The sequence below is a fragment of the Mucilaginibacter gossypii genome (assembly GCF_017569325.2).
GTDB classification, from domain to species: domain Bacteria; phylum Bacteroidota; class Bacteroidia; order Sphingobacteriales; family Sphingobacteriaceae; genus Mucilaginibacter; species Mucilaginibacter gossypii.
The window spans coordinates 4,971,385-4,994,173 of sequence record NZ_CP071878.2; the positions used below are offsets into that span (position 1 = coordinate 4,971,385).

Sequence of the window (22,789 nt, forward strand, 5' to 3'; positions counted from 1 at the left end):
TACCCCTCGTTAAAGATTTAATACAAAAGGTATTGCCAGTAAATTTGAAAACCGTATTTTTGCAAACTTAATTTTAGAACAACAATGTCAAAAACCCAGGCGAACACCAAAGTTGCAGCACCAGAAAACAATTTTGGTCAGAGTGGCAAATTTGTACGCGAGAACCAGAAAAGCTTACTATTTATTGTAGGGGCCATTATTGCCCTTATTGCTATCTATTTCATTTACATTAAATTATACTTAGGCCCACGTGAAGTTACTGCCGCTAACCAAATGTACAAAGCGCAGGATTTTTGGCAGCAAAAAAACTGGGACAAAGCCATTAAAGGCGATGCCGGCTTCCCTGGTTTTGAAAAGATCATCAGCGATTACAGCAATACCAAAGCTGCTAACCTTGCTTATTTTTACCTGGGCACTGCTTATTTAAATAAAGGTGACTACCGTAAAGCCATTGATAACCTAACCAATTACCGCGGTGACGACAACATGGTAGCAGCCGAAGCTTTTGGTAGCACAGGCGACGCATATGTTGAACTGAAAGATTACGAAAAAGCAGAAACTTACTTCAGCAAAGCTGCTGATAAAGCAAAGAATAAATTTTTATCGCCGCTTTATCTTAAAAAGTTAGGTTTAACTTATGAGGCTCAAAAAAACAGTAAAGAAGCTGCTGAAGCTTATAAAAGAATAAAAACTGAATATCCTAAAAGCGATGAAGCTCAAAATATCGACGAGTATATAGCCCGCGCCGAAGCGAAACAATAATTTTAATTTCGGATTTGAGGATTTCGATTTCGGATTTATCAGGTAGCTAAATACCTTTAAATTCGGAATCGATTTTTTTTATAGGCAGATTTTGATCGCTGATCACAACACTTAACAAAATCCGAAATCGAACATCCGAAATTCGAAATAAAAACATCCGAAATCAAATGGCGACCCATCTTAAAAACCTTTCCGATTTTTCAAATACCGAAATACCATCAGCAGCACCGTACCGCTTCGGTATAGTTGTAGCCGAGTGGAATGCCGAAATTACCAATGCGCTTTACCAGGGTTCATACCAAAGCCTGATAAGCAATGGCGCACTGGCCGAAAACATTTTTTCATACCAGGTACCGGGCAGCTTTGAGCTTACATCGGGAGCAGATCTGTTATTAAAAAAAGGCAACCTTGACGCGGTAATTTGCCTTGGATGTGTAATACAGGGCGAAACAAGACATTTTGATTTTATTTGCGATGCAGTGGCAAACGGCGTAAGCAACGTTGCCATAAAGTACTCAAAACCTGTTATATTTGGGGTATTAACTACAGATAATCAGCAACAGGCTATTGACAGGGCTGGCGGTAAGCATGGTAATAAAGGCGACGAAGCAGCTATCACAGCCATTAAAATGGCAGCCCTTGCTGAAACATTAAACAGTTAAAACCCGTTAAAGCAATTAATTTTAGCTCAACATGAAAAAATTAGTTTACATAGCACTTATAGCCGCGGCAGTTGCAACAGCATCATCCTGCTCAAATAAATTATGCCCGGCTTATGGTTCATATCCTAAAACAGGCCGTTAACAGTTAATTGTCATTTTTAAACCTGTTTAAACACACTACACAGTTTTTGTGTTATAATTACGTTATAGCATTTTAACTATTAATAATATGAACTGGATTTCGTTGGAGACGGCCGATCAGCTAATGGCGATCAAACAACAAGAAGGATATAGCCTTATATTTAAACATAGCACGCGCTGCTCCATCAGCATGATGGCCAAAAGGCGTTTTGAGCTTGACTGGGATAATCTTCCCGAAAATATGCCCCTTTACTTTTTAGACCTGATCAAATACCGTGACCTGTCAAACCAGGTAGCGCAATTGTTCGAGGTACACCACGAATCGCCCCAACTGTTACTCATTAAAAATGGCGAATGCATCCTTGACCAGTCTCACAGCGGCATCTCTGTTGATGAAACTTTAGAGGTGCTGAATTAGATTTGATGACGATAGTCCATAGACCATGGTCGATGATTTCATTCTGGCGTATAGATATTCATCTTTTTTATCAAGAATATATCATATCTTCTATAGGCTATGGACCATCGTCCATGGACTAACAACTATAATCAGTTTTTAACTACATTTGTACCATGATTGAATTGCCGGTAGTTCCTGCTGTTAGCCAGCCTGTACGTAAGCCTGATTGGCTTAGGGTTAAGCTTCCTACAGGAAAAGAATATGCTCACGTACGCAGCCTTGTTGATACCCATAAACTGCATACCATATGCGAAAGCGGTAACTGCCCTAATATGGGCGAGTGCTGGGGTGCCGGCACAGCCACTTTCATGATCCTTGGTAATATTTGCACCCGTTCGTGTTCGTTTTGTGCAGTTGCAACCGGCAGGCCTTTAGCTGTTGATGTTGATGAGCCCAACCGCGTAGCAACTTCTGTAAAACTAATGCAGGTAAAACATTGCGTTATTACCTCTGTCGATCGTGATGATTTGAAAGACGGCGGCTCCATTATCTGGGCCGAAACCATCAATGCCATTCGCAGTGAAAGCCCCGATACTACTTTAGAAACCCTGCTGCCCGATTTTAAAGGCAACTGGGATAACCTTGCCCGCGTTTTGGAAACCAGGCCCGAAGTTGTATCACACAACCTGGAAACTGTAAGGCGCCTTACCAAAGAGGTGCGGATCCAGGCAAAATATGACCGCAGTCTTGAAGCCCTGAAACATATTTCAGAAGCGGGTTTGCGTACAAAATCAGGCATTATGCTTGGCTTGGGCGAAACCGAGGAGGACGTTTTAGAAGCAATGGATGATTTGCTGACAGCAGGTGTTCATATACTTACACTGGGGCAGTATTTACAGCCTACACGTAACCATCATCCGGTGATTGACTGGATCCATCCCGATCAGTTTGCACGTTATAAGGAATTGGGTCTTCAAAAAGGATTCAGGTATGTTGAAAGTGGGCCGCTGGTACGCTCATCTTACCATGCAGAAAAACACTTGTTTGAAATGTGATAATTCCTTTATATCTTCATCGGGTTGAGTAAGAAACGAAAAATATCGATGTCAGAAGAAGAACTGGTGTTGTCATTACGGCACCGGGAAAAAATTGCCGTCGAAGCTTTATATGATATGTATTCGGCCTCGTTATTCGGGGTTATATCACGCATTATAAATGACACCGCTATAGCCGAAGATGTTTTACAGGAAACTTTTGTAAAAATCTGGCATTCCTTTTCAAGCTACAGTACGGAAAAAGGCCGTTTATTTACCTGGATGGTTAATATCGCGCGCAACCTTGCAATTGATAAGACCAGATCGAAAGATTTTAAGAATCAGAATAAAAACCAGGATATTGAAAATAACGTAACTTTCATTGACGAGCAACGAAACACGGTTTACAAACCTGAGTTAATGGGGGTTAAAAATTTAGTGCAAACACTAAAACCTGAGCAAAGACTGATCATCGAGCTGGTTTATTTTAAAGGCTATACTCATGTGGAAGCTGCCGAAGAATTGGGCATTCCGTTGGGTACCATTAAAACCCGGTTAAGAATGGCTATACAGGAACTCAGAAAACATTTTAATTGAAGTGGAAGATTTAAAAGCATATATTGAAACAGGGATACTGGAGCTTTACGTATTAGGGGATGTTACCCCTGCCGAAAAGCTACAGGTTGAAGAACTGGCTTCAAAGCACCCTGCTATTAAGGCAGAGCTTGCCGAAATTGAACGCTCAATGGAATTGTATGCCGGAGAAAACGCGATTGAACCATCTGAATATTTACGTAGCCGCATATTGGGAAGTTTACTAACTAATTTTGGCGACGATAATGACTTTCCTACACAAACCCATACAGAAAGGGAAAGCGTTGTGGTTACACGGCCCTATAAAGAAAAAGAAATTAATTTTTATAAATACGCATTTGCCGCATGCCTTGTTTTATTGTTAGCAAGCGCAGCGGCTTTGTATAACCTTTACAACCGCCTTAATGATACCAATACCCGGCTAAATGCCATGCAGTTGCAAAACCAGCATTTTAGCACCACGGTTAGCGCAAAGGACAGCGAGCTGAACCTTTTAAGGGATACCTCATTTAAACTGATCCGTCTGAAAGGAACAGAAAAATCGTCTGAGTCGGTGATGACCGTAGCCTTTAGCCCATCCAAACAAAAAGTGGTGATTGACATGGAAGGCCTTAAATTGCCTGCAAATGACCAAGCGCATCAATACCAGCTTTGGGCACTGGTGGCCGGCAAACCTGTTGATTTGGGTGTATTTGACGCCACAGCAGATTCAAGCGGATTCAAAAATATGAAAGCGATAGCCTCGGCCGATGCCTTCGCGGTAACGCTTGAGCCAAGAGGCGGTAGTGAAAGTCCAACACTATCACAAATGGTGGTAATGGGTAAATATTAAAGCGAAACACCCTCCCAGAGCTTAATAATGATTAAAAGCTTACATTTTTTCGGATTTATTCCGAAATGATGTAAGCTTTTCGATTTTTATACGTTAATTACTTGTATTTTGTGTAAACCTAAACTACACTGGGTTAATAATTTAACATTTTTTTAACGAAAACCAAAACCAATTATTAGTTTTTTTGTAACTAATAGGAACATGTAAACGTCTTATGATTAGTTAGGACATAAACGAGAAACAGTGAACCTGATAACCCTAACCCCCAGATTTGAGTATTTAGTTCTTTATAAGATCAGTTAATAGTTAATTAAAACGGCTGTATGATACTTGCAGCCGTTTTTTTATGCCCTTAACTTTGCCATGGTAACGGGCAATTGCGCAATGAGCTTACTGGGCAAAACTACATGCATCCGGTTTGGCAATGCAAGTTCATCGCCGGCCTTACCGTGAATATAGGCACCAATGATGCAGGCTTGATCCGGCGGATGCTTTTGCCCAAGCAAAGCAGCTATTACGCCGGTAAGTACATCGCCCATACCTCCGCTTGCCATAGCAGCATTTCCTGATGAGTTAAAATATACTTTGCCATTGGGTGCTGCGATAATGGTATAATCATTTTTCAACAGGATACACAGGTTTAACTCCTTTGCCTTTTTTATAGCGGTTTGCAGCCGTTGCCACCAACTGGTATGTTCACCAAAAAGCCTGTCAAACTCTTTCATGTGCGGGGTTAAGATGCTCCCCGCAGGTAGCTGGGTTAATAATGCCTTATTTTCTGCAAGCAGGTTCAATGCGTCGGCATCAATAACCAGCGGTTGTTTATAGTTTTTGATGATTGCTTTTAATAATGTTAAGGCCTCGGCATCCTTGCCTAAACCAGGCCCCACAGCTATCGAGCTAAATTTATCCCATTCAATATCAGGCAGTTTATCACCGTTCCTGACTATGGCCATAATTTCGGGCTGATAACTGTTTAGTGCGGTTAAGCCACTTTCGGGGATACAGGCAGTCGTCAGCCCGGCACCTGCGTGTGCTGCAGCTGATGAGCTTAATAGCGCCGCTCCCATGGTTTTTGCCTGCCCTGCAATAATCAGCACATGACCAAATGTGCCTTTATTGCTGAAACGACGACGTGGTTTTAGTATTTGTCTCACATCTTTTTCTTCAACAAGCTGATACGGTGAACTTAACGACTGGATAAACTTTTCATCTATGCCAATATTCACAGCTTCCCAGCAATTGATATAAGGTGCCGATTCCGGTAACAGGAAATTGATTTTAGGCTGCTGAAAAGTAATTACAAGGTCGGCTTTTATAGCAATAGTATCCCTGACTACTTCCCCTTCCGAAAAAAAACCTGTGGGTACATCAACAGCAACAACTGTTCGGCCCAAATCATTAATGAACATAACAAGCCGTTCATAATCGCCGGTGAGCGGTTTGTTCAAGCCGCTGCCGAGCAGGGCGTCAATAATTACCGGGCTGCTATCCGCCGGGATCTCTTCATCCTTGGCAAGTTCTTTTATAGATACGCAAGTTTGTTTTAGCCTTTCAAAATTGATGTTAAAATCCTCCGATGTCTTATCAGAAAACCGGGCTATTACAACGTTGAGCTTATTATAATGATGATCACATAAAATACGCGCAATGGCAAGCCCGTCGCCGCCGTTATTCCCTGTACCACAGTAAAAAGTTATCGGCTCGTTTTTATCGGGGAAACGGTTAACGAACCAACCCACAAAAGCTTTTGAGGCGCGTTCCATCAAATCAATAGAAGCAACAGGTTCATTAGCGATAGTATAAGCATCGCCCTCGCGAATTTGTTCGGCAATTAATAAAGGAAGCATATATCCTAAAGTAAGGATTTAATGGTTTTGTTTTAAGAGAAATTATTGGCAGATCAACCGAACTGCACAACAAATAATAATATCCAAAAATCCGGCAGAAAAATTTATTTTAACAGACGGACAGGCAAGCTGTTTTACAATATTTAAGCGGTCGTTTCACGGGACTTTAGTTTGTTAGAAATACCGGTATTTAACCTTCTTCTTTGTTTTCATATTAGTTGCTTTTATAATCCAGCCCTTGCGAAATATTTGAATAGATAAAATCAATATTTATTACCTTTACATAGCATTTATCTATATTACATGACTATCACACAACTGGAGTATATTGTGGCTGTTGATATCTATCGCAGCTTTGTTTTGGCAGCCGAGAAATGTTTTGTTACCCAACCAACATTAAGCATGCAGGTACAAAAACTGGAGGACACGCTTGGCGTTAAGATCTTCGACCGCAGCAAACAGCCCGTTGTGCCTACCGAAATAGGGATTGAAATAATTACCCAGGCACGTGTAATGCTGTCTGAGAGCGAAAAGATCAAAGAAATTATATCCGACAGGCAAAAGGAACTTTCGGGCGAATTACGGGTAGGCATCATCCCTACCGTTTCGCCCTATATATTACCTAAAATCATCCATGGCTTTATTGAAAAATATCCACAGGTAAAATTGATTGTATGGGAACAAACTACCGAAGAGATCATTCAACAGCTAAAACTCGGTATGCTTGACTGCGGCATCCTTTCTACCCCGCTTCATGAAAACAACCTTACCGAAATCCCTGTATTTTATGAAAATTTTGTAGCCTATGTATCCAAAAACAGCAAACTTTCTAAAAAGAAGAATATTGTGCCGGATGATATAGATATGGAGGAGATCTGGATCCTGAACGAAGGCCATTGCATGCGCGAGCAGGTTTTGAATATTTGCCAGCGACGGAAATCAACCCGTGGCTTTCAGCATTTTGAATACAATACCGGCAGCGTTGAAACCCTAAAACGCATGGTCGACCAAAATAACGGGGCTACCATCCTACCCGAGTTGGCCCTGTCTGAGCTTAGCGAGAAACAACTGGATAAGGTACGCTATTTTAAATCGCCCGAACCTGCCCGTGAGGTAAGCATTGTGATACAGCGCAACTTTTTAAAACGCCGCATGATTGAAGCGCTGAAAGCTGAAATACTGGAATTTGTGCCAAAGCGGATGAAAAGCAAAAAGAAAAAGGAAGTGATGGATATTTAGTAATTGCCTATCTATCTACCAGCCTTACGAAGTTTGGGGGACTTCGCAAGTCTTCATCAGGTGATGACAGCCTTCAGGATTATAGAAGGCCCCCGTTTACATGATTCTTAAATTTAACTACTCTTTTTCTGAATAATTTCGGTGGTATTGCTTTCACAATCCCTTACCGGATTAGCAATCTTCCATTATTACATCCACAAGTACCTGAACAACAAGTACATTAAGTGCACTATTCAGATTTATTATAAATAATTTGCATCGTAACACCTGCCTGACTACTTTTGCACAGTTATTTATATTTAGTCTAAATAAAATGAATTATCCCAAACCATCTTTCTCAAAAATCTTTTCACTTTCATTTATACTGCTACTTATCGGCACCATCCCGGCCCTTGCTCAACAAGCCAGGGGAATCCTTAAGGGTAAAATTGTCACTATAAAAAATGGCCCCGCCGAAAACGTTTCAGCAGTACTTAAAGGCACCAGGTATGGTACCATAACCGATGAAAACGGCTTATTTGAAATTAAAGCCCCGCAAGGAGATTATACACTTGTAATATCTGAAGTTGGCTCAAAAGGACAGGAAAGATCAGTAACCGTAACAGCCGGGCAAACAACTGTACTGCCTGTTATTACTGTTGATCATACTATTCATGGTTTGCAGGAAGTAAATATAAATGCCAATAAAACCAATAAATTTAAACGCTCACGAAGCGAGGATGTTGCCAAAATGCCTTTGGGCAACCTCGAAAACCCACAGGTTTATAATACCATAAGCAGCCAGCTGATGCAGGAACAATTGATATTTTCTGTTGATGACGCAATTAAAAATGCCCCAGGGATCCAAAAAATGTGGGAAGCTACCGGTCGTGGCGGCGATGGCGGCGCTTATTATAACAGCAGGGGCTTTATTGTGCAAAGTACCATGCGTAACGGCATTGCAGGGATTATAACTAATGGCATTGACGCGGCTAACATCGACCGGATTGAGGTTATTAAAGGCCCCTCTGCCACTTTATTCGGAAGTTCTTTAACCTCATATGGCGGCCTGATCAACCGTGTTACCAAGAAACCTTATGATATATTTGGCGGAGAAGTAAGCTTATCTGGCGGCAATTTTGGTTTTTACCGGGGTAGCGCCGATATTAACACCCCGCTCGATAAAGATAAAAAGGTACTCTTCCGTTTAAATACCGCTTTTAATCATGACGGCAGTTTCCAGAACAACGGCTTTTCACGGAATGTGATTATTGACCCAAGCATTGTTTATAAGCCTACCGACAGGTTAACCATTAGTGCCGATGCTGAATTATCATATGGTACCAATATCGGAAAATCTATTTTCTTTTTCCCTTACGGACAAACCATTGATGCCCTGGGCTACAGTCGTGCCGATCAGCTCCAGCTTGACTACAAACAAAGTTATCATGGAGATGACCTGACTCAAACGTCACAAAACAGGAATTTTTATGGCGAAGTAAAATACAAGATCTCCAACGTTTGGACAACGCGTACCAGCCTGAGCCTCACCCATAGCTATTCGGACGGTTTTGGCCCTTACTATTACCTGTTGCCAGGTGATTCTATTTCCCGTAACGATCAGTCAACCCGTAAAAGTAAAGATGACATGATCGAGATCCAGCAGAACTTTAACGGCGACTTCAAAATAGGTAAATTCCGTAACCGGTTTGTAGGCGGCCTGGATTTCTTCAGGGAAAACTCGCAGCAATATTTTTTTGGCAGTACACTCGATACTGTATCTGTGACCGGCAATCAAAACTATAGCAATTTCAACAAAGCGGCGATGGACGCCCTGTATGCTACCGGCATTTATGGTTTTACCTACCCTTCCATGTTTAAACGGAATACCTACAGCGCTTATCTCTCTGATGTGTTTAATATTACGGATCAACTGATAGCATCGGCAGGTTTACGCGTAGACAGGTTTGACAACAAAGGCAACTATGACCCAACAACTCAAACCACATCTGGGGCATATAAGCAAACCGCCTTTTCGCCAAAATTTGGTTTGGTTTACCAACCCGTTAAAGACCACATATCGCTGTTTGCCAATTATCAAAACAGCTTTAACAACAAAACCGGTACTACCGAAAACAACCAACCGCTTAAACCCGAGCAAGCCAATCAAATTGAAGGTGGCGTAAAACTTGACCTGTTCGATGGTAAATTGAGCGGTACGGTAAGCTATTATGATATCAAAGTAAAAAATATCGTACGCCCTTCCACCATAAATCCCATTCTTTCGGTACAGGATGGAACCCAATACAGCAAAGGCTTTGAAGCTGAAGTAATAGCCAACCCAATAATCGGCCTTAACATCGTAGCAGGTTTTTCATACAATGATTCAAAGCTTACCAAAAGCGCCGATGCCAGCATTGAAGGTCTTCGGCCAGCAACCGCCTCATCGCCATATCTGGCAAACTTTTGGGTAAGCTACAAATTTCATCAAGGTGCGGTGAAAGGTTTTGGTTTGGGTTTCGGCGGCAACTATGCCAGCGATAACAAGATCGTAAACAGCCGGACCATTGGCGTATTTACCCTCCCGGCTTACACTGTATTAGGAGCATCAGCATTTTATGATACTAATAAATACCGGTTTGGTGCTAAGCTTGACAACCTTACCAATGAAAAATACTGGATAGGTTACACCACCATTAACCCTCAAAAATTAAGAAGTTTTGCATTAAGCGCAACCTATAAATTTTAAAACAGCCATTAAATAAAAAGCAGGAGTGTATTACAGTTCCGGCTTTAAGTTAACAACCAAATCATTCCTGTTAATCCTGAATAAAATGTCAAAATCCATACACTCTTTCTGTAAACTTCCTCCTCTTTTATTATGGGCAGTTTTGCTGCTCTTCAATATAAAACCCGCGCTGGCCGAGGTAAAACCCGGCACCATAACAGGCACAATCACGACTGCCGATGGCCAAACCGTTCCCGGTGTAACCGTAAGCCTTAACGGTAATGGGATATCTGCCGGCACAGTTACCAGCGAAAGCGGAAGGTTTACTTTCAACAAAGTAAAACCGGGCAGCTACACCATCAAAGTGACGTTTGTAGGCCTTGCTCCTGAAGAAAAAGCAGTTGAACTGGCCGATGGACAACGCGTTACCGTAAACTTTATGCTGCGCGAAAACGCCAACCAGATTGGTGAGGTCTTAATTTCGGGCAGGAAACAAAAATATAAGATCGATGCACCCTCACCCAGCCTGAGGCTAAACGAGCCTTTACTTGAAGTGGCACAAAATATCCAGGTGGTATCTTCCGACCAGATTAAGGACCAGCAGATCTTTAACATGCTCGAAGGCGTATCGCGCAACGTGAGCGGCTTAACCATGCAGGAGCATTGGGGCAATTATGCCCGTGTAAATGCCCGCGGCGACAGGCTTGCACCTTTCCGCAACGGTATGAACATCGAAGCTACCTGGGGCCCGCTAACCGAGGATATGTCATTTGTTGACAGGATTGAATTTGTAAAAGGCCCAGCTGCATTCATGCTGGCCAACGGTAACCCATCGGGCTTTTATAATGTAGTTACCAAAAAGCCCACAGGCACTACCAGCCGGGCATTCAGTTTTACTACAGGCAGTTTTAACAGCTACCGTGCCACTGCCGATTTTGACGGCGTACTTACTAAAGACGGTAAACTGCAATACCGCCTCAACCTGATGGGCCAGCTTTCAAAATCATGGCGCCCGTATGATTTTACTAACCGTACGGCTATCGCTCCCGTATTACGCTATAAATTCAACAGCAAAAATACCCTCACTGCCGAGTATACCTACCAGTACCAGCGCATGAATGCCTTCGGTACCGCGTACCTGTTCTCCACTGATGGCTATGCAACACTGCCGCGCAACTTTACTAATGCGCCTTCAAATTCGCCATCATCGGGCATCCGGGACCAAAGTGCGTTTTTAACTTATGAGCATACCTTTAACAGCAAGTGGAAAGTTACCGCGCAGGGTGCTTATTTTTATTATAAGCAAACGGCATATAGCTATTGGATAAACAGCATCAACAGCAACGGCGATGTTGACCGTAACCTTGGTTTATGGGATGCTGTTAACAAAAACAAATTTGCCCAGGCCTTTTTAAACGGCGAATTTAATACAGGCAAAGTTGTTCACCGCCTGTTAAGCGGCCTTGATATTGGCGACAAGTACTACATTCCGGATTATTTTCAATCAGGTTCGCTTGATCCTGATCCTGCAAACCCTTTCAATATCCACAATCCAAATAATGCCCCTGTTACTTTACCTGTGTTTGATAGATCGGTGCCGCTTAGCGAACGTGGTAAAAACGCTGTAAATACCGAAAAATATCAATCATTTTATGTACAGGATGAGTTGGGCTTTTTTGATCAGAAATTGCGTTTAACTGTAGCCGGTCGTTACACCCATGCCACTACTACCGATCCTTATGCCGGCGATACCAAAGGGCATAAATTTACGCCCCGTTTTGGGTTAAGTGTCAACATTGATCCTACTACAACTGCTTATGCGGTATATGATCAATCATTTGTGCCGCAAACAGGTAAAATATACGGCGGCCAAAAAGTTAAGCCCATTACAGGCAACAACATGGAGCTCGGTTTAAAACGCGACTGGTTTGATGGAAAGTGGAATACTACCTTATCTGCTTACCAGATCCTTAAAAACAACCAGTTGGTAACCGACCCCGACAAACATGGTGAATCTGCAGCAAATTACGTTTTGCAATTAGGTCAAACTAAAACAAAAGGTGTTGAATTTGATACCCGCGGCGAAATCATAACCGGCCTGAGCCTCATGGTTAACTATGCTTATACCGATTCGAAGATCTCTAAAGATACCGACCCCGCAAATGTTGGCAATCCTGTTCCCGGCTTTGCAAAACATGTTACCAATGCCTGGTTAACATACCGTTTACAGCATGGCAGCTTAAAAGGTTTGGGCTTTTCAACCGGCTATCAGTGGCAGCTTGACCGCCTGCCATGGAGCCTCGGCACAGGTACTTCTGATCTGCCAAACTACTTCCGTTTAGACGCAGGCGCATCCTACCAGATCAAGAAGATGAGTTTTGCGTTAAATGTAAATAACGTGCTTAACAAATACCTTTATTCAGGTGGTCATGAGGGGTTGAGCACCGACGGCAAAACTGTTTACAGCTGGCAGGCAGAAGCACCAACAAACGTACGTTTAAGTATCGGCTACAAATTTTAATGAATGACACCTTTTAAAAAAACACTGTTGTTTATACATCGCTGGCTCGGATTTATATCCGGGCTGGTAGTATTTATAGTGAGTATAACCGGCTGTATCTTTTGCTTTCAGGACGAGATCCAGGATGCGATACACAGTTACCGTAAGGTTGAAGTACAAAACAAACCCTACATAGCACCATCAATACTTAAAGCCGAAGCACTGAAAGGCCGTAAAGGTGCTATCGCCAGTTATGTTTACTATTACGGTATCGGTCGCCCTGCAGGGGTATTGGTAACGGACAAGAAAGAGGGCCTCCTTTTTGTATATCTGAATCCTTATACAGGTAAGATCACCCATATCGAAAGCCCCACCACGAACTTTTTTATTATCGTTGAATATATTCACCTGTACCTGTTGCTCCCGGCTAATATAGGTACCCTGATAGCAGGCATATCGGTAATAGTTTTTGTGGTGCTGATGATCACCGGCATAATACTCTGGTGGCCCAAACGTAAAAGCGACCGTAAACGCAGCTTCACTATTAAGTGGGGTGGCCGCTGGCGCCGTATTAATTACGACTTGCATAATGTTTTGGGCTTTTACGCCACCAGCGTGGCTATCATATTGGCCATAACAGGTCTATCAATATCATTTGACTGGATGCGTGAAGCTATTTACACAGCCGCTAATTGGGGCAAAGCACATCCCGAAGAAAAGGTAGTTTTCAAGTCCGATTCGTTGTTGAATGGTAAAATGGATACCACCCAGGTTATCAACAAAGCATATTTATCAGCCAAAGCCGCCTCGCCAAATGCCGAAATGTTTTTAATTTATGACGATGCTGCTAAAGCCGGTACCATAGGCGTAACCGCATACGCACAAGCCCTGCACTACTATAAAAGTGATAGCTATTCCTTCGATAAATACACCGGCAAATTATTGAACCGTACCGCGCATGAACAAAAAAGTACCGGCATGAAAATGAATAACATGAATTATGATATTCACGTAGGCCAAATATTAGGCCTTCCCGGTAAGATCATCGCTTTCCTGGCCAGTTTGATTTGTGCAAGCTTGCCAATCACCGGCTTTATCATCTGGCTCGGCAAACGCAAAAAATCCAAATCAAAAAAAGTAAAATCGGTGGCACACAGAAGGACGGCAAGGCAGCATTTGCCAACCGACCGTTGATTATTCTTTCGCTTCCTGGTATAACTCCCCCTTTTAGGGGGTTGGGGGGCCAATAACCACCTCATCATCCAACGGATGCCCGGTGCAGGTCAAAATCCATCCTTGTGCAAGATCCGCTTCAGTAAGTACATCATTCTTCACCATTTCAACTTTGCCGCCGGTGCATTTAAGCATGCAGGTAGAGCATATTCCTCCCCGGCAGCTATAAGGTAAGGGGATATTGTTTTGCAGGGCAGCCTGCAGTATGGATTGGTTTTCGCCTACTACAATATCGTGCAGCTCGCCCCGGTATTTTATTTTGATGTTTTTGGGTGGAAAATTAGTAAAGCTGCTTGTTACGGCAACTGTTTCGAGCACAAAATTTTCGCGGCGGATCTTTGCCTGATCAATCCCCATATACACCAGGTCGAACCGGATCATTCGCATAAAAGCAAACGGGCCGCAAAGATAAAACTCAGCATTTGCCAGATTAAAACTGGTGTATTGCTTAACCAGCTTTTCTACCTTATCGGGGTTGAGGCGGTTACCTTCGCTGCTAAGCAGGTGAATGATCGTCAACCTTTCGGGGTGTTCGGCTGCCAGTTTATCCAGCTCATTTCTAAACAAAATGGAGGCCGCATTTTGATTACTATAAATGAGGGTTAGCCTGCTTTTACCCTCCCGGTTCAAAATATATTTCAGTTGCGAAAATATAGGGGTAATGCCGCTGCCGCCCGCAAATAAAAACAGATCCTTTTCCTGCTGATGGTCACTGATGATAAAACGGCCAGCAGGGGTTAATGCTGTTAACTCATCGCCTTCCTTTATTTTAGTGAGCATAAACCTGGAGATTTCACCGTTGGTAATGCGCTTAATAGTTATTGCAGGGTATTGTTCATCGGGCGATGAGCTTAACGAATACGAGCGCCTGATCTCTTCCTGCCTGTGGTTAAATATCAGTGTGATGAACTGTCCTGCGGTATAAGGGATAAGATTACCATCAATACTGCTCAAATAAAAAGTAGCAGTATCTGAGGTTTCCCATTTTATGTGTTCAACTTTTAGTTTTAAAATCTCTTCGGTCATCAATTGATGGCGTTATTGTTTATCTGCATTTTGCGGATAACGCTGTTCTTTTTGCCGTAAGTATAGTAGATAACCAAACCAATTGCAAGCCAAATGACCAAACGCAACCAGGTATCGCCGGGTAGAAACGTCATCATGGCAAAACAGGTCAGGATACCCAGCACCGGCACCAATGGCACAAGGGGTGTTTTAAACGGCCGGTGAATATCAGGCTGCTGCTTTCGTAAAATAAGTACACCGGCGCAAACCATAACAAATGCAAGCAGGGTACCAATACTGGTCATTTCACCAACCACGCGTATCGGAACAAATGCGGCAAAGAGGGCTATAAAAGCGCAAAGCATAATATTCGATTTCCAGGGTGTGCGAAATTTGGGATGCACTTCCGAAAAAACCTTCGGCAGCAAACCATCTTTCGACATAGAGAAAAACACACGCGATTGGCCTAACAGGTCCACCAAAATCACCGAGGTATAACCTATTAAAATAGCCAGCACAATAGCTTTGCTCAACCACTGGTAATGCGTTTTTTCAATGGCGATGGCAACCGGTGCGCCCGAACCTATAAATTCCTTATAGTTGGCCATGCCGGTCATTACGTGTGCAAATACAATAAAGAGTACCGTACAGATCAGCAGCGAGCCGATGATCCCGATAGGCATATTTCGCTGTGGGTTTTTGGCCTCCTGCGCCGCGGTTGATACAGCATCAAACCCAATAAATACAAAAAACACTAACCCCGCCCCTCTCAATATGCCCGACCAGCCATAATCACCCCAAAAACCGGTATTTTGCGGGATATAGGGATGATAGTTTTGCGGGTTAATAAATGACCACCCAACCGCGATAAACACCAACACCACGCCCACTTTCAAAGTTACAATAATGGCATTAACCAATGCCGAACCTTTTGTGCCCCGGATAATGATACTGGTAACCAAAATCACAATGAGCGCAGCAGGCAAATTAATGATCCCGTTAATAATATTGCCATTGGCAGCCTTAGCTGTTTCAAAAGGCGAAAGCGTAAGCTGTGGAGGCAAATACAGGTCAAACCAGGATAAAAATTTAGTAAGGTATTGCGACCAGCTGATGGCCACTGTTGCTGCGCCAACGGCATATTCAAGCGCAAGGTCCCAGCCTATGATCCATGCAAAAAGCTCGCCCATGGTAGCATACGAATAGGTGTAAGCGCTCCCCGCAACAGGTATCATAGCCGAAAACTCGGCATAGCAAAGGGCAGCGAAAGCGCAGCCAACAGCAGCAATTAAAAAAGAAATAGTTACCGCGGGCCCCGAATGCTGGCCCGCCGCTATACCGGTTAACGAAAATAAACCGGCCCCTATAATGATGCCTATCCCAATTAAAATAAGGTTAACGGGCCCAAGCGAGCGTTTTAATGAATGTTCCCCTTCCTCCTTCGATTCGCGGAGCAGGGTTTCTATGGGCTTTTTGATCATAATATAAAAAAGTCCACAAAGTTAGTAGATTATTGCAGGGATTAAGCGTGGGTGTATAATTGGGAGGTAAATAAACAAACTTCTCGGGCTCGTTTACAAACGGGCGCAAGATTTATGACGTAAAACAGAAGCGGCAGGACCATCAGATCCTGCCGCTTTTGTTTATGAGCTTAAATAATATTAAGCGGTTGCTTTTGCGTAAAGCTCGGCAACGTGGTTCCAGTTGATCACATTCCAGATAGCTGCTAAGTAATCCGGACGACGGTTTTGATATTTCAGGTAGTAAGCATGCTCCCAAACATCGATACCTAAAATTGGGGTACCTTTAACTTCAGCGATGTCCATTAATGGGTTGTCCTGGTTAGGAGTTGAAGTTATAGCTAATTTTTTATCAGCAGTAACAATTAACCATGCCCAGCCAGAACCAAAACGGGTTGCACCTGCTTCAGATACTTTAGTTTTGAAATCGGCAAATGAACCGAAAGTGCTTTTGATAGCATCAGCTAAAGCGCCTGTAGGCTCGCCGCCACCGTTTGGTGATAACAGGGTCCAGAACAAGGTATGGTTGTAGTGGCCACCGCCATTGTTACGCACAGCAGCGGGGAATTTAGAGATATTTTTAATGATATCGTCGATATTGCTTTCAGCCTCAGGCTTACCTTCCAAAGCTTTGTTTAAGTTGGTAACATAAGCCTGGTGGTGTTTGCCATGGTGAATTTCCATGGTCAGTTTATCAATGTGCGGTTCCAGAGCATCAGTAGCGTAGGATAACGCCGGTAGGGTAAATGCCATAATTTTAGTTGTTTATTTTAAAGTTTACTGTTTGTTGTGACGTAACAAATATAAGCGTTGACGGAACTATTTGTTCTAAATAATTGTCATGTTTTCTTTAGTTCATAGTCGATAGCCCATGGACCATAGAAAACAATACTACTTTCATGGCCATGGTCTATGGACTATCGGCCATGGACTTATTTTTTTCTCTTCTCCTTAAAAAAATCTTTCACCAACTGGCTGCATTCAGCTTCGCGGATACCGCCGGTGATCACTGTTTTGGGATGGGTTATTTTTTGGTTGATGCGGCCGAACCCGAGTTTGTTATCATAGGCCCCAAAAACGATCTTACTCACCTGGAACCAGTACGAAGCCCCGGCACACATTACACAGGGCTCCATAGTAACGTACAGCGTACAGCCTTGCAGGTATTTGCCTCCAATTAAATTAGCGGCCGCAGTAAGGGCCTGCATTTCGGCATGGGCCGATACATCGTTAAGCCGTTCGGTAAGATTGTGCCCTTTTCCTATAATGCGGCCATTGTAAACCACAATTGCCCCTATCGGGATCTCATCCTCCTCCAATGCATAGCGGGCTTCTTTTAACGCTTCGCCCATAAAATATTCATCGGGCGATATAGAGGCCTCATCCTCGAAACTGATATATCTCATTTAAATAAGTTTGCTGCCGTTTGGCACAGGCTTTTCAACAGCGGTTAACACAATGTCTCCGTTCTCATCGGCAAAGCCGGTAACCAGGAACTCCGACATGAAATTGGCGATCTGCTTTTTAGGGAAATTTGTTACACCCACTATCTGCCGGCCAACCAATTCTTCTTTGGTGTAATGCTTCGTGATTTGCGCGCTCGACCACCGGATGCCGAAAGCGCCAAAATCAACCCTCACTTTAAAAGCCGGCTTACGGGCCTCGGGGAAATCAATTGCCTCCAATACAGTGCCTACACGCAGTTCTACTTTTTCAAAATCATGCCAGGTGATGGTTTCCATACGGGCAAAGGTAAAAAAATATGTCTCTCCCTCTCTCCCAAAAGCTACCCTTGCCTCAATTTTAAATAAAGGGTTTGATATGGACATTAGTGACCAAAATCAATGCGTCATGTATCATGAACTGATGAGTTATAACAATAAAACGTGACAATTCTGCTCATGGGGCCGGATGCAAAAGTCCTGTTCCAAGCCGCGTAGGCTTAGCCATTGCCTCTAACACCGTCAATTAATATCCGCTCCGTCCTTCACCTCATCGCTGGCATTTTTAAGAATGATATCGTTGGCCTTCAGGTTCCCAAACACTTCGGTTGAATCATGTCTGGATAATCCTTCCTTTATATCAATTAATGCTGCCTTGCCGTCTTTTACGGCTATTACATATTCCCTCTCGGTTGACCGAATGATGGCATTGTTGGGCACTAACAACGATTTGGCGCCCGAAAGCATCGGGATCTTTACTTCGGCATACATCCCCGGTTTTAGTATTCCATTTTGGTTTTGTATGTCTATTTCTATAGCTTCAGAACGCATACTCCCTAAAGCATTGGCCGAGCGACTGATTTTGGCTGTTTGTTCCTGCCCCGGCATAGCATTAAAAGTGAATTTTACCTGCTGCTTTAAGTCAACTTTGTCTACGAAATCTTCGGGGATGTAAACCTCTAAACGCAGCTTGCGGGTATCCTGCAAAATAAGCATAGGCAGGTCTGTACCTTTACCCGGGGCTACCAAAGCTCCCGGAGATACGTTACGCTGAATGATCATGCCATCAAACGGTGCACGAATGTTAAGGTAATCCTGCATGGTGCGAACAGATGCTACGATCGAGCTTTCTGAGCGGGCCATTGCGTCATCAGCTTTCATTTTTGCTAAAGCGTTATCCAATTCAAGCGGAGAAACCGATCCAGGTTCTTTTGCAGCCTCTTTTAAACGCTGATACTTTTCTTTACTGGCAACAGCATTTTCCTTAGCCTGCATATACCGCGAATCGGCGGCCTGCAGTTGCGATTCCATTTCCGGCGCTTCTAAGGTTACCAGTAATTGTCCCTTTTTAACCAAAGTACCACGATCAACAAAAACGGTTTTTACAAACCCGTTTACTTTCGGAAACAGGTTTACCTCGTTATAGGGCTTTAACTGGCCCGGAAGGCGGGCTTCGCTTGACAGAGCTTTTTCCGACACTTTGCCGGTTTCATATCCGCTTGCTTTTTGGGTGGTTTTTTGGGTTTCTGTAAGGTCCACAGGCTTTTGATTGCCTGCACATGCGGCCATCAGGCTGATACTGCTTAGCAGTACAATATATTTTAGTTTCATAATATTAGCTATTGGAGGTTTCAAGTTGTTGAGGTTCAGTAACATTTACGTCCTTCATTAAGGACGGTGAATCATAAGTGGTTTTCTGCTGTACCCAGGCAAATACTTGCGGTAGTATAAACAGGGCAGCTAATGTTGAGGCAAATAAGCCGCCTATCACAGCGCGGCCCAAAGGTGCGGTTTGCTCGCCGGCTTCACCCATCCCGGATGCCATCGGGATCATACCTGCCATCATGGCCAAACTGGTCATGAGGATTGGCCTTAACCTGATGGACGCACTGGTAACGGCTGCCCTTGTAGAGTCTTTATAATCCAGTCTCAGGGTTTCAGCATTGGTTACGATCAGGATGGCGTTTGCCACCGATACCCCTGTAGACATGATCATACCCATATAGCTCTGCAGGTTAAGTGTTGAACCGGTAAGCAGTAATACTGTTAGCGATCCCAATATTACTGCCGGTACGGTAGATAGTACTGTAAGGGATAATTTAAACGACTGGTAATTGGCGGCCAGCAATAAAAAGATCACCAAAATGGCGAACATCAAACCGTTCTGTAAGCTGTCGAGCGTTTCTGTCAATAAGCTCGACATACCCTTAACTTCAGCAATTAGGCCTTTAGGCGGTGCCCCGACAGATTTGATTACCTGCTGCACCGCGGCAGTAGCAGTGCCCAAATCCTTCTTGTAAATATTGGCGCTCACGGTTAAGAAGCGGCGCGGACCAGTACGGTCATATTCACCAGGAACGTAATTAACCTTAAAGCTGGCGATATCACCCAGTACAGGTGTACTTTGGCCTTTCACCAGTGGGATCTCTTTCAACTCATCCATTGTATTCATCACATACTCTGGAATTTGCACCTGTACCTGGTAGGTATAGGCCGATTTATCATCCAACCAAAGGTTTTTCTCAGTAAAACGGCTTGATGATGTACTTGCTGTAACCGAGCGGGCAACATCCTTAATATCCAGGCCTAATTGAGCAGCTTTCAACCTGTCGAGCGTTATTGCCACCACAGGAAACTTCAAAGGCTGACTGATCTGCACATCCCTCAGGTAGCTGATCTTTTTAAGTCCGGCCAAAACTTTGTTCGAGTAGCCTTCTATCTGCGCCATATCCTTACCCGCTACCCTTATTTCGATAGGTGTAGATGCACCCTGGCTCATGATCTTTTCGGTCATGTCGATAGGTTCAAAAGTGATGCGGAGATCGGGCATGCGCGATGCTATGTTTTTACGGAGCGCATCTTTAAGCTCATCCATATTGATGTGGTAATCTTCATCAAGGTTAACCTGTAATACCGCTTCATGTGTACCGGTATTAAATACATAAAGGTTGCTGGTGCCATAGCTGCTTGGCACAATGCCTACGTAAGCCGATGTAATAGCTACATGATGGTTCACCGTGCTGTCAATGATTTGCAAAACCTGTTTCAGCCCGTCTTCCGTACGTTCAAGTCTTGTGCCATCCGGCTCTTTGATCCTGATCTGAAACTGGCCGTTGTCGAGCTTCGGCATCATATCTTTTCCAATGGTGACAAAACACACACCGGCCAATCCCAAAACAACCACGAGATAAACAGGCACAATTAGTTTTTTGTTATGCATCCAGCGTTCAATGATGTGTATAAAACGGATCTTTATCCGTTCAAACAGATCATTCTTTTCGGGATGTTTTTGCTCCTGTTGCAGGTGATGGTTTACCTGCCCTTCTTGGGGCCGGTCTAAAGCTTCGCCGGCATGGGCATGCAATTTCCCATGTTCATAATGCTGATAGGTTTCGGCTTTGATAAGCCAGTTTGATAAAATAGGCACCAGTGTTTGCGCTATGATGTACGATACGATCATCGTTAAGCCAATAGATAGCGACAGGGGTAAAAACATCGCTTTAGGCACGCCGTTCATCATAAACGATGGCGCGAATACCGCAAGGATACACAGCAGGATGAGCAATAGGGGAAACGAGATTTCCTGGCAAGCATCATAAATAGCCTGTGCTTTGCTTTTGCCCATCTCCAGGTGCTGGTGAATATTTTCGATAGTTACTGTCGCCTGGTCAACCAAAATGCCTATGGCGAGGGCAAGCCCGCTCAATGTCATGATATTGATGGTTTGGCCGAATAAGCCTAAAAGTAATACACCTAACAAAATAGATACCGGGATAGTAATCACCACGATCAAACTGCTTCGCCAGTCGCGCAAAAACAATAATACCATCAGGCCGGTGAGCAATGCGCCCAGACCGCCTTCTGTCATAAGGCTTTTTACTGCGTTTATCACAAATATGGATTGATCAAACTCATATGAGATTTTAACGTCGTCGGGTAAAAGGCCCTGAATTTCCGGAATCTTCTTTTTCAAAGCCTGTACCACGCTCCAGGTACTGGCATCGGCGGTTTTTACTACCGGCAAATAAACAGAGCGCTTGCCATTAATCAATGCATAATCAACCGTAACATCGGTAGCATCGGCAACACGGGCAACATCTTTTACCAAAATGGGTACGCCGTTTTTGGTAACTACGGGGATATTGCCAAATTCATCTGTTTGGTTAATCAGCGTATTAACCGTAGTTACAAACATCGTGTTGCCTAACCTTAAATTACCCGAAGGCGACATCACATTGAACTTAGCCAACGCACTTACTACCTCATCGGGCGTCAAGCCGTAACTTCTTAATTTATTTGGATCAACGTTTAAGGTGATGGACCTGGCGTTTGAACCAAACGGCGGCGGGGCCGATAAGCCGGGAACAGTAGCAAACATCGGCCTTACTTTAGTAGCAGCCATATCATAAATATCCTTCAGGCTGCGATTGGGGGCGGATAGTACCAATTGTCCAACAGGCAACGATGAAGCATCAAACCTTACAACCTGCGGCGGCAGCGCTCCCGGCGGGAAAAAGCTCATTACGCGGCTTACCTGCAAAGCCACCTGGGCCTGTGCTTCGGCCATGTCTGTACTCTCATAAAAACTCAGCTTAACCATAGTTAAACCCTGGATGTTTTTACTGGTAACGCTTTTGATGCCGTTCACATACAGAAACTGGTCTTGCAAACGGGTTGAAAAGAAACCCTCCATTTGCTGCGGCGACATACCGCCATATGATTCAATAACATAAATGGTGGGCAGGTTTAATTTGGGGAAAATATCTATCGGTATTTTTATAGCACTAAGCACTGCAAAGATGAGCAGGCTCAAGGTAACCACCACCGTTGTGATGGGCCGTTTAAGTGCGGATGTGACCATTGACATA

General features: G+C 43.6%; 18 protein-coding genes. 10 read left to right on the forward strand and 8 right to left on the reverse strand.

From position 1 onward, the window contains the following. The first annotated feature begins 84 nt into the window (after positions 1 to 84). From J3L18_RS20765 to J3L18_RS20790, 6 genes are all read left to right on the forward strand, one after another. Entirely contained in the window at positions 85 to 762 is a 678-nt protein-coding gene (locus J3L18_RS20765; protein ID WP_129569869.1) for a tetratricopeptide repeat protein, read from the forward strand. Positions 763 to 929: 167 nt separating this feature from the next. Beyond that, positions 930 to 1,424: a 6,7-dimethyl-8-ribityllumazine synthase gene (gene ribH / locus J3L18_RS20770; protein ID WP_129569868.1), complete on the forward strand. Its 495-nt coding sequence runs from the start codon at positions 930 to 932 to the stop codon at positions 1,422 to 1,424. Between the two features lie 229 nt (positions 1,425 to 1,653). After that, complete coding sequence (gene ytxJ / locus J3L18_RS20775) at positions 1,654 to 1,983, forward strand: bacillithiol system redox-active protein YtxJ (protein ID WP_091172751.1); 330 nt, start codon at positions 1,654 to 1,656, stop codon at positions 1,981 to 1,983. Positions 1,984 to 2,138: 155 nt separating this feature from the next. Further along, positions 2,139 to 3,020 (forward strand): lipoyl synthase, encoded by an 882-nt coding sequence (gene lipA, locus J3L18_RS20780; protein WP_129569867.1) that lies wholly within the window; start codon positions 2,139 to 2,141, stop codon positions 3,018 to 3,020. Positions 3,021 to 3,068: 48 nt separating this feature from the next. Beyond that, the gene (locus J3L18_RS20785) at positions 3,069 to 3,596 is read left to right on the forward strand and encodes an RNA polymerase sigma factor (RefSeq protein ID WP_311084057.1); all 528 of its coding nucleotides are present in this window, start codon (positions 3,069 to 3,071) and stop codon (positions 3,594 to 3,596) included. 1 nt (position 3,597) lies between these two features. Beyond that, positions 3,598 to 4,425, forward strand: a complete 828-nt coding sequence (locus tag J3L18_RS20790) for an anti-sigma factor (protein ID WP_129569866.1) — start codon at positions 3,598 to 3,600, stop codon at positions 4,423 to 4,425. Between the two features lie 344 nt (positions 4,426 to 4,769). Here the strand turns inward: J3L18_RS20790 and J3L18_RS20795 are convergent, their stop codons facing one another. Then, on the reverse strand, positions 4,770 to 6,275 hold the full coding sequence (locus J3L18_RS20795; RefSeq protein WP_129569865.1) for an NAD(P)H-hydrate dehydratase: 1,506 nt from the start codon (positions 6,273 to 6,275) through the stop codon (positions 4,770 to 4,772). A 303-nt stretch (positions 6,276 to 6,578) separates the two neighbouring features. Between J3L18_RS20795 and J3L18_RS20800 the strand changes: the two genes are divergently transcribed. From J3L18_RS20800 to J3L18_RS20815, 4 genes are all read left to right on the forward strand, one after another. Continuing rightward, the gene (locus J3L18_RS20800; RefSeq protein ID WP_129569864.1) at positions 6,579 to 7,514 is read left to right on the forward strand and encodes a hydrogen peroxide-inducible genes activator; all 936 of its coding nucleotides are present in this window, start codon (positions 6,579 to 6,581) and stop codon (positions 7,512 to 7,514) included. Between the two features lie 313 nt (positions 7,515 to 7,827). Further along, the gene (locus tag J3L18_RS20805) at positions 7,828 to 10,242 is read left to right on the forward strand and encodes a TonB-dependent receptor (protein ID WP_129569863.1); all 2,415 of its coding nucleotides are present in this window, start codon (positions 7,828 to 7,830) and stop codon (positions 10,240 to 10,242) included. Between the two features lie 85 nt (positions 10,243 to 10,327). Further along, positions 10,328 to 12,742: a TonB-dependent receptor gene (locus J3L18_RS20810; protein ID WP_129569862.1), complete on the forward strand. Its 2,415-nt coding sequence runs from the start codon at positions 10,328 to 10,330 to the stop codon at positions 12,740 to 12,742. A 3-nt stretch (positions 12,743 to 12,745) separates the two neighbouring features. Beyond that, positions 12,746 to 13,915, forward strand: coding sequence for a PepSY-associated TM helix domain-containing protein (locus J3L18_RS20815; RefSeq protein WP_129569861.1), 1,170 nt, complete (start codon positions 12,746 to 12,748; stop codon positions 13,913 to 13,915). 33 nt (positions 13,916 to 13,948) lie between these two features. Here the strand turns inward: J3L18_RS20815 and J3L18_RS20820 are convergent, their stop codons facing one another. The 7 genes from J3L18_RS20820 to J3L18_RS20850 form a co-directional block, all read right to left on the reverse strand. Then, complete coding sequence (locus J3L18_RS20820) at positions 13,949 to 14,980, reverse strand: ferredoxin--NADP reductase (protein ID WP_129569860.1); 1,032 nt, start codon at positions 14,978 to 14,980, stop codon at positions 13,949 to 13,951. Next, positions 14,980 to 16,440, reverse strand: a complete 1,461-nt coding sequence (locus tag J3L18_RS20825; RefSeq protein ID WP_129569859.1) for an amino acid permease — start codon at positions 16,438 to 16,440, stop codon at positions 14,980 to 14,982. The genes J3L18_RS20820 and J3L18_RS20825 overlap by 1 nt, the downstream gene beginning before the upstream one ends. Positions 16,441 to 16,620: 180 nt before the next feature. After that, complete coding sequence (locus J3L18_RS20830; protein ID WP_090531021.1) at positions 16,621 to 17,232, reverse strand: superoxide dismutase; 612 nt, start codon at positions 17,230 to 17,232, stop codon at positions 16,621 to 16,623. 179 nt (positions 17,233 to 17,411) lie between these two features. Further along, positions 17,412 to 17,885, reverse strand: coding sequence for a nucleoside deaminase (locus J3L18_RS20835; protein WP_129569858.1), 474 nt, complete (start codon positions 17,883 to 17,885; stop codon positions 17,412 to 17,414). Continuing rightward, positions 17,886 to 18,221 carry a tRNA-binding protein gene (locus tag J3L18_RS20840; protein ID WP_129569891.1) on the reverse strand — a complete coding sequence of 112 codons (336 nt, stop codon included), beginning with the start codon at positions 18,219 to 18,221 and terminating at the stop codon, positions 17,886 to 17,888. Between the two features lie 222 nt (positions 18,222 to 18,443). Then, positions 18,444 to 19,532 (reverse strand): efflux RND transporter periplasmic adaptor subunit, encoded by a 1,089-nt coding sequence (locus J3L18_RS20845; protein WP_129569857.1) that lies wholly within the window; start codon positions 19,530 to 19,532, stop codon positions 18,444 to 18,446. 4 nt (positions 19,533 to 19,536) lie between these two features. Then, complete coding sequence (locus J3L18_RS20850) at positions 19,537 to 22,782, reverse strand: efflux RND transporter permease subunit (protein WP_243771448.1); 3,246 nt, start codon at positions 22,780 to 22,782, stop codon at positions 19,537 to 19,539. Between the last annotated feature and the right edge of the window lie 7 nt (positions 22,783 to 22,789).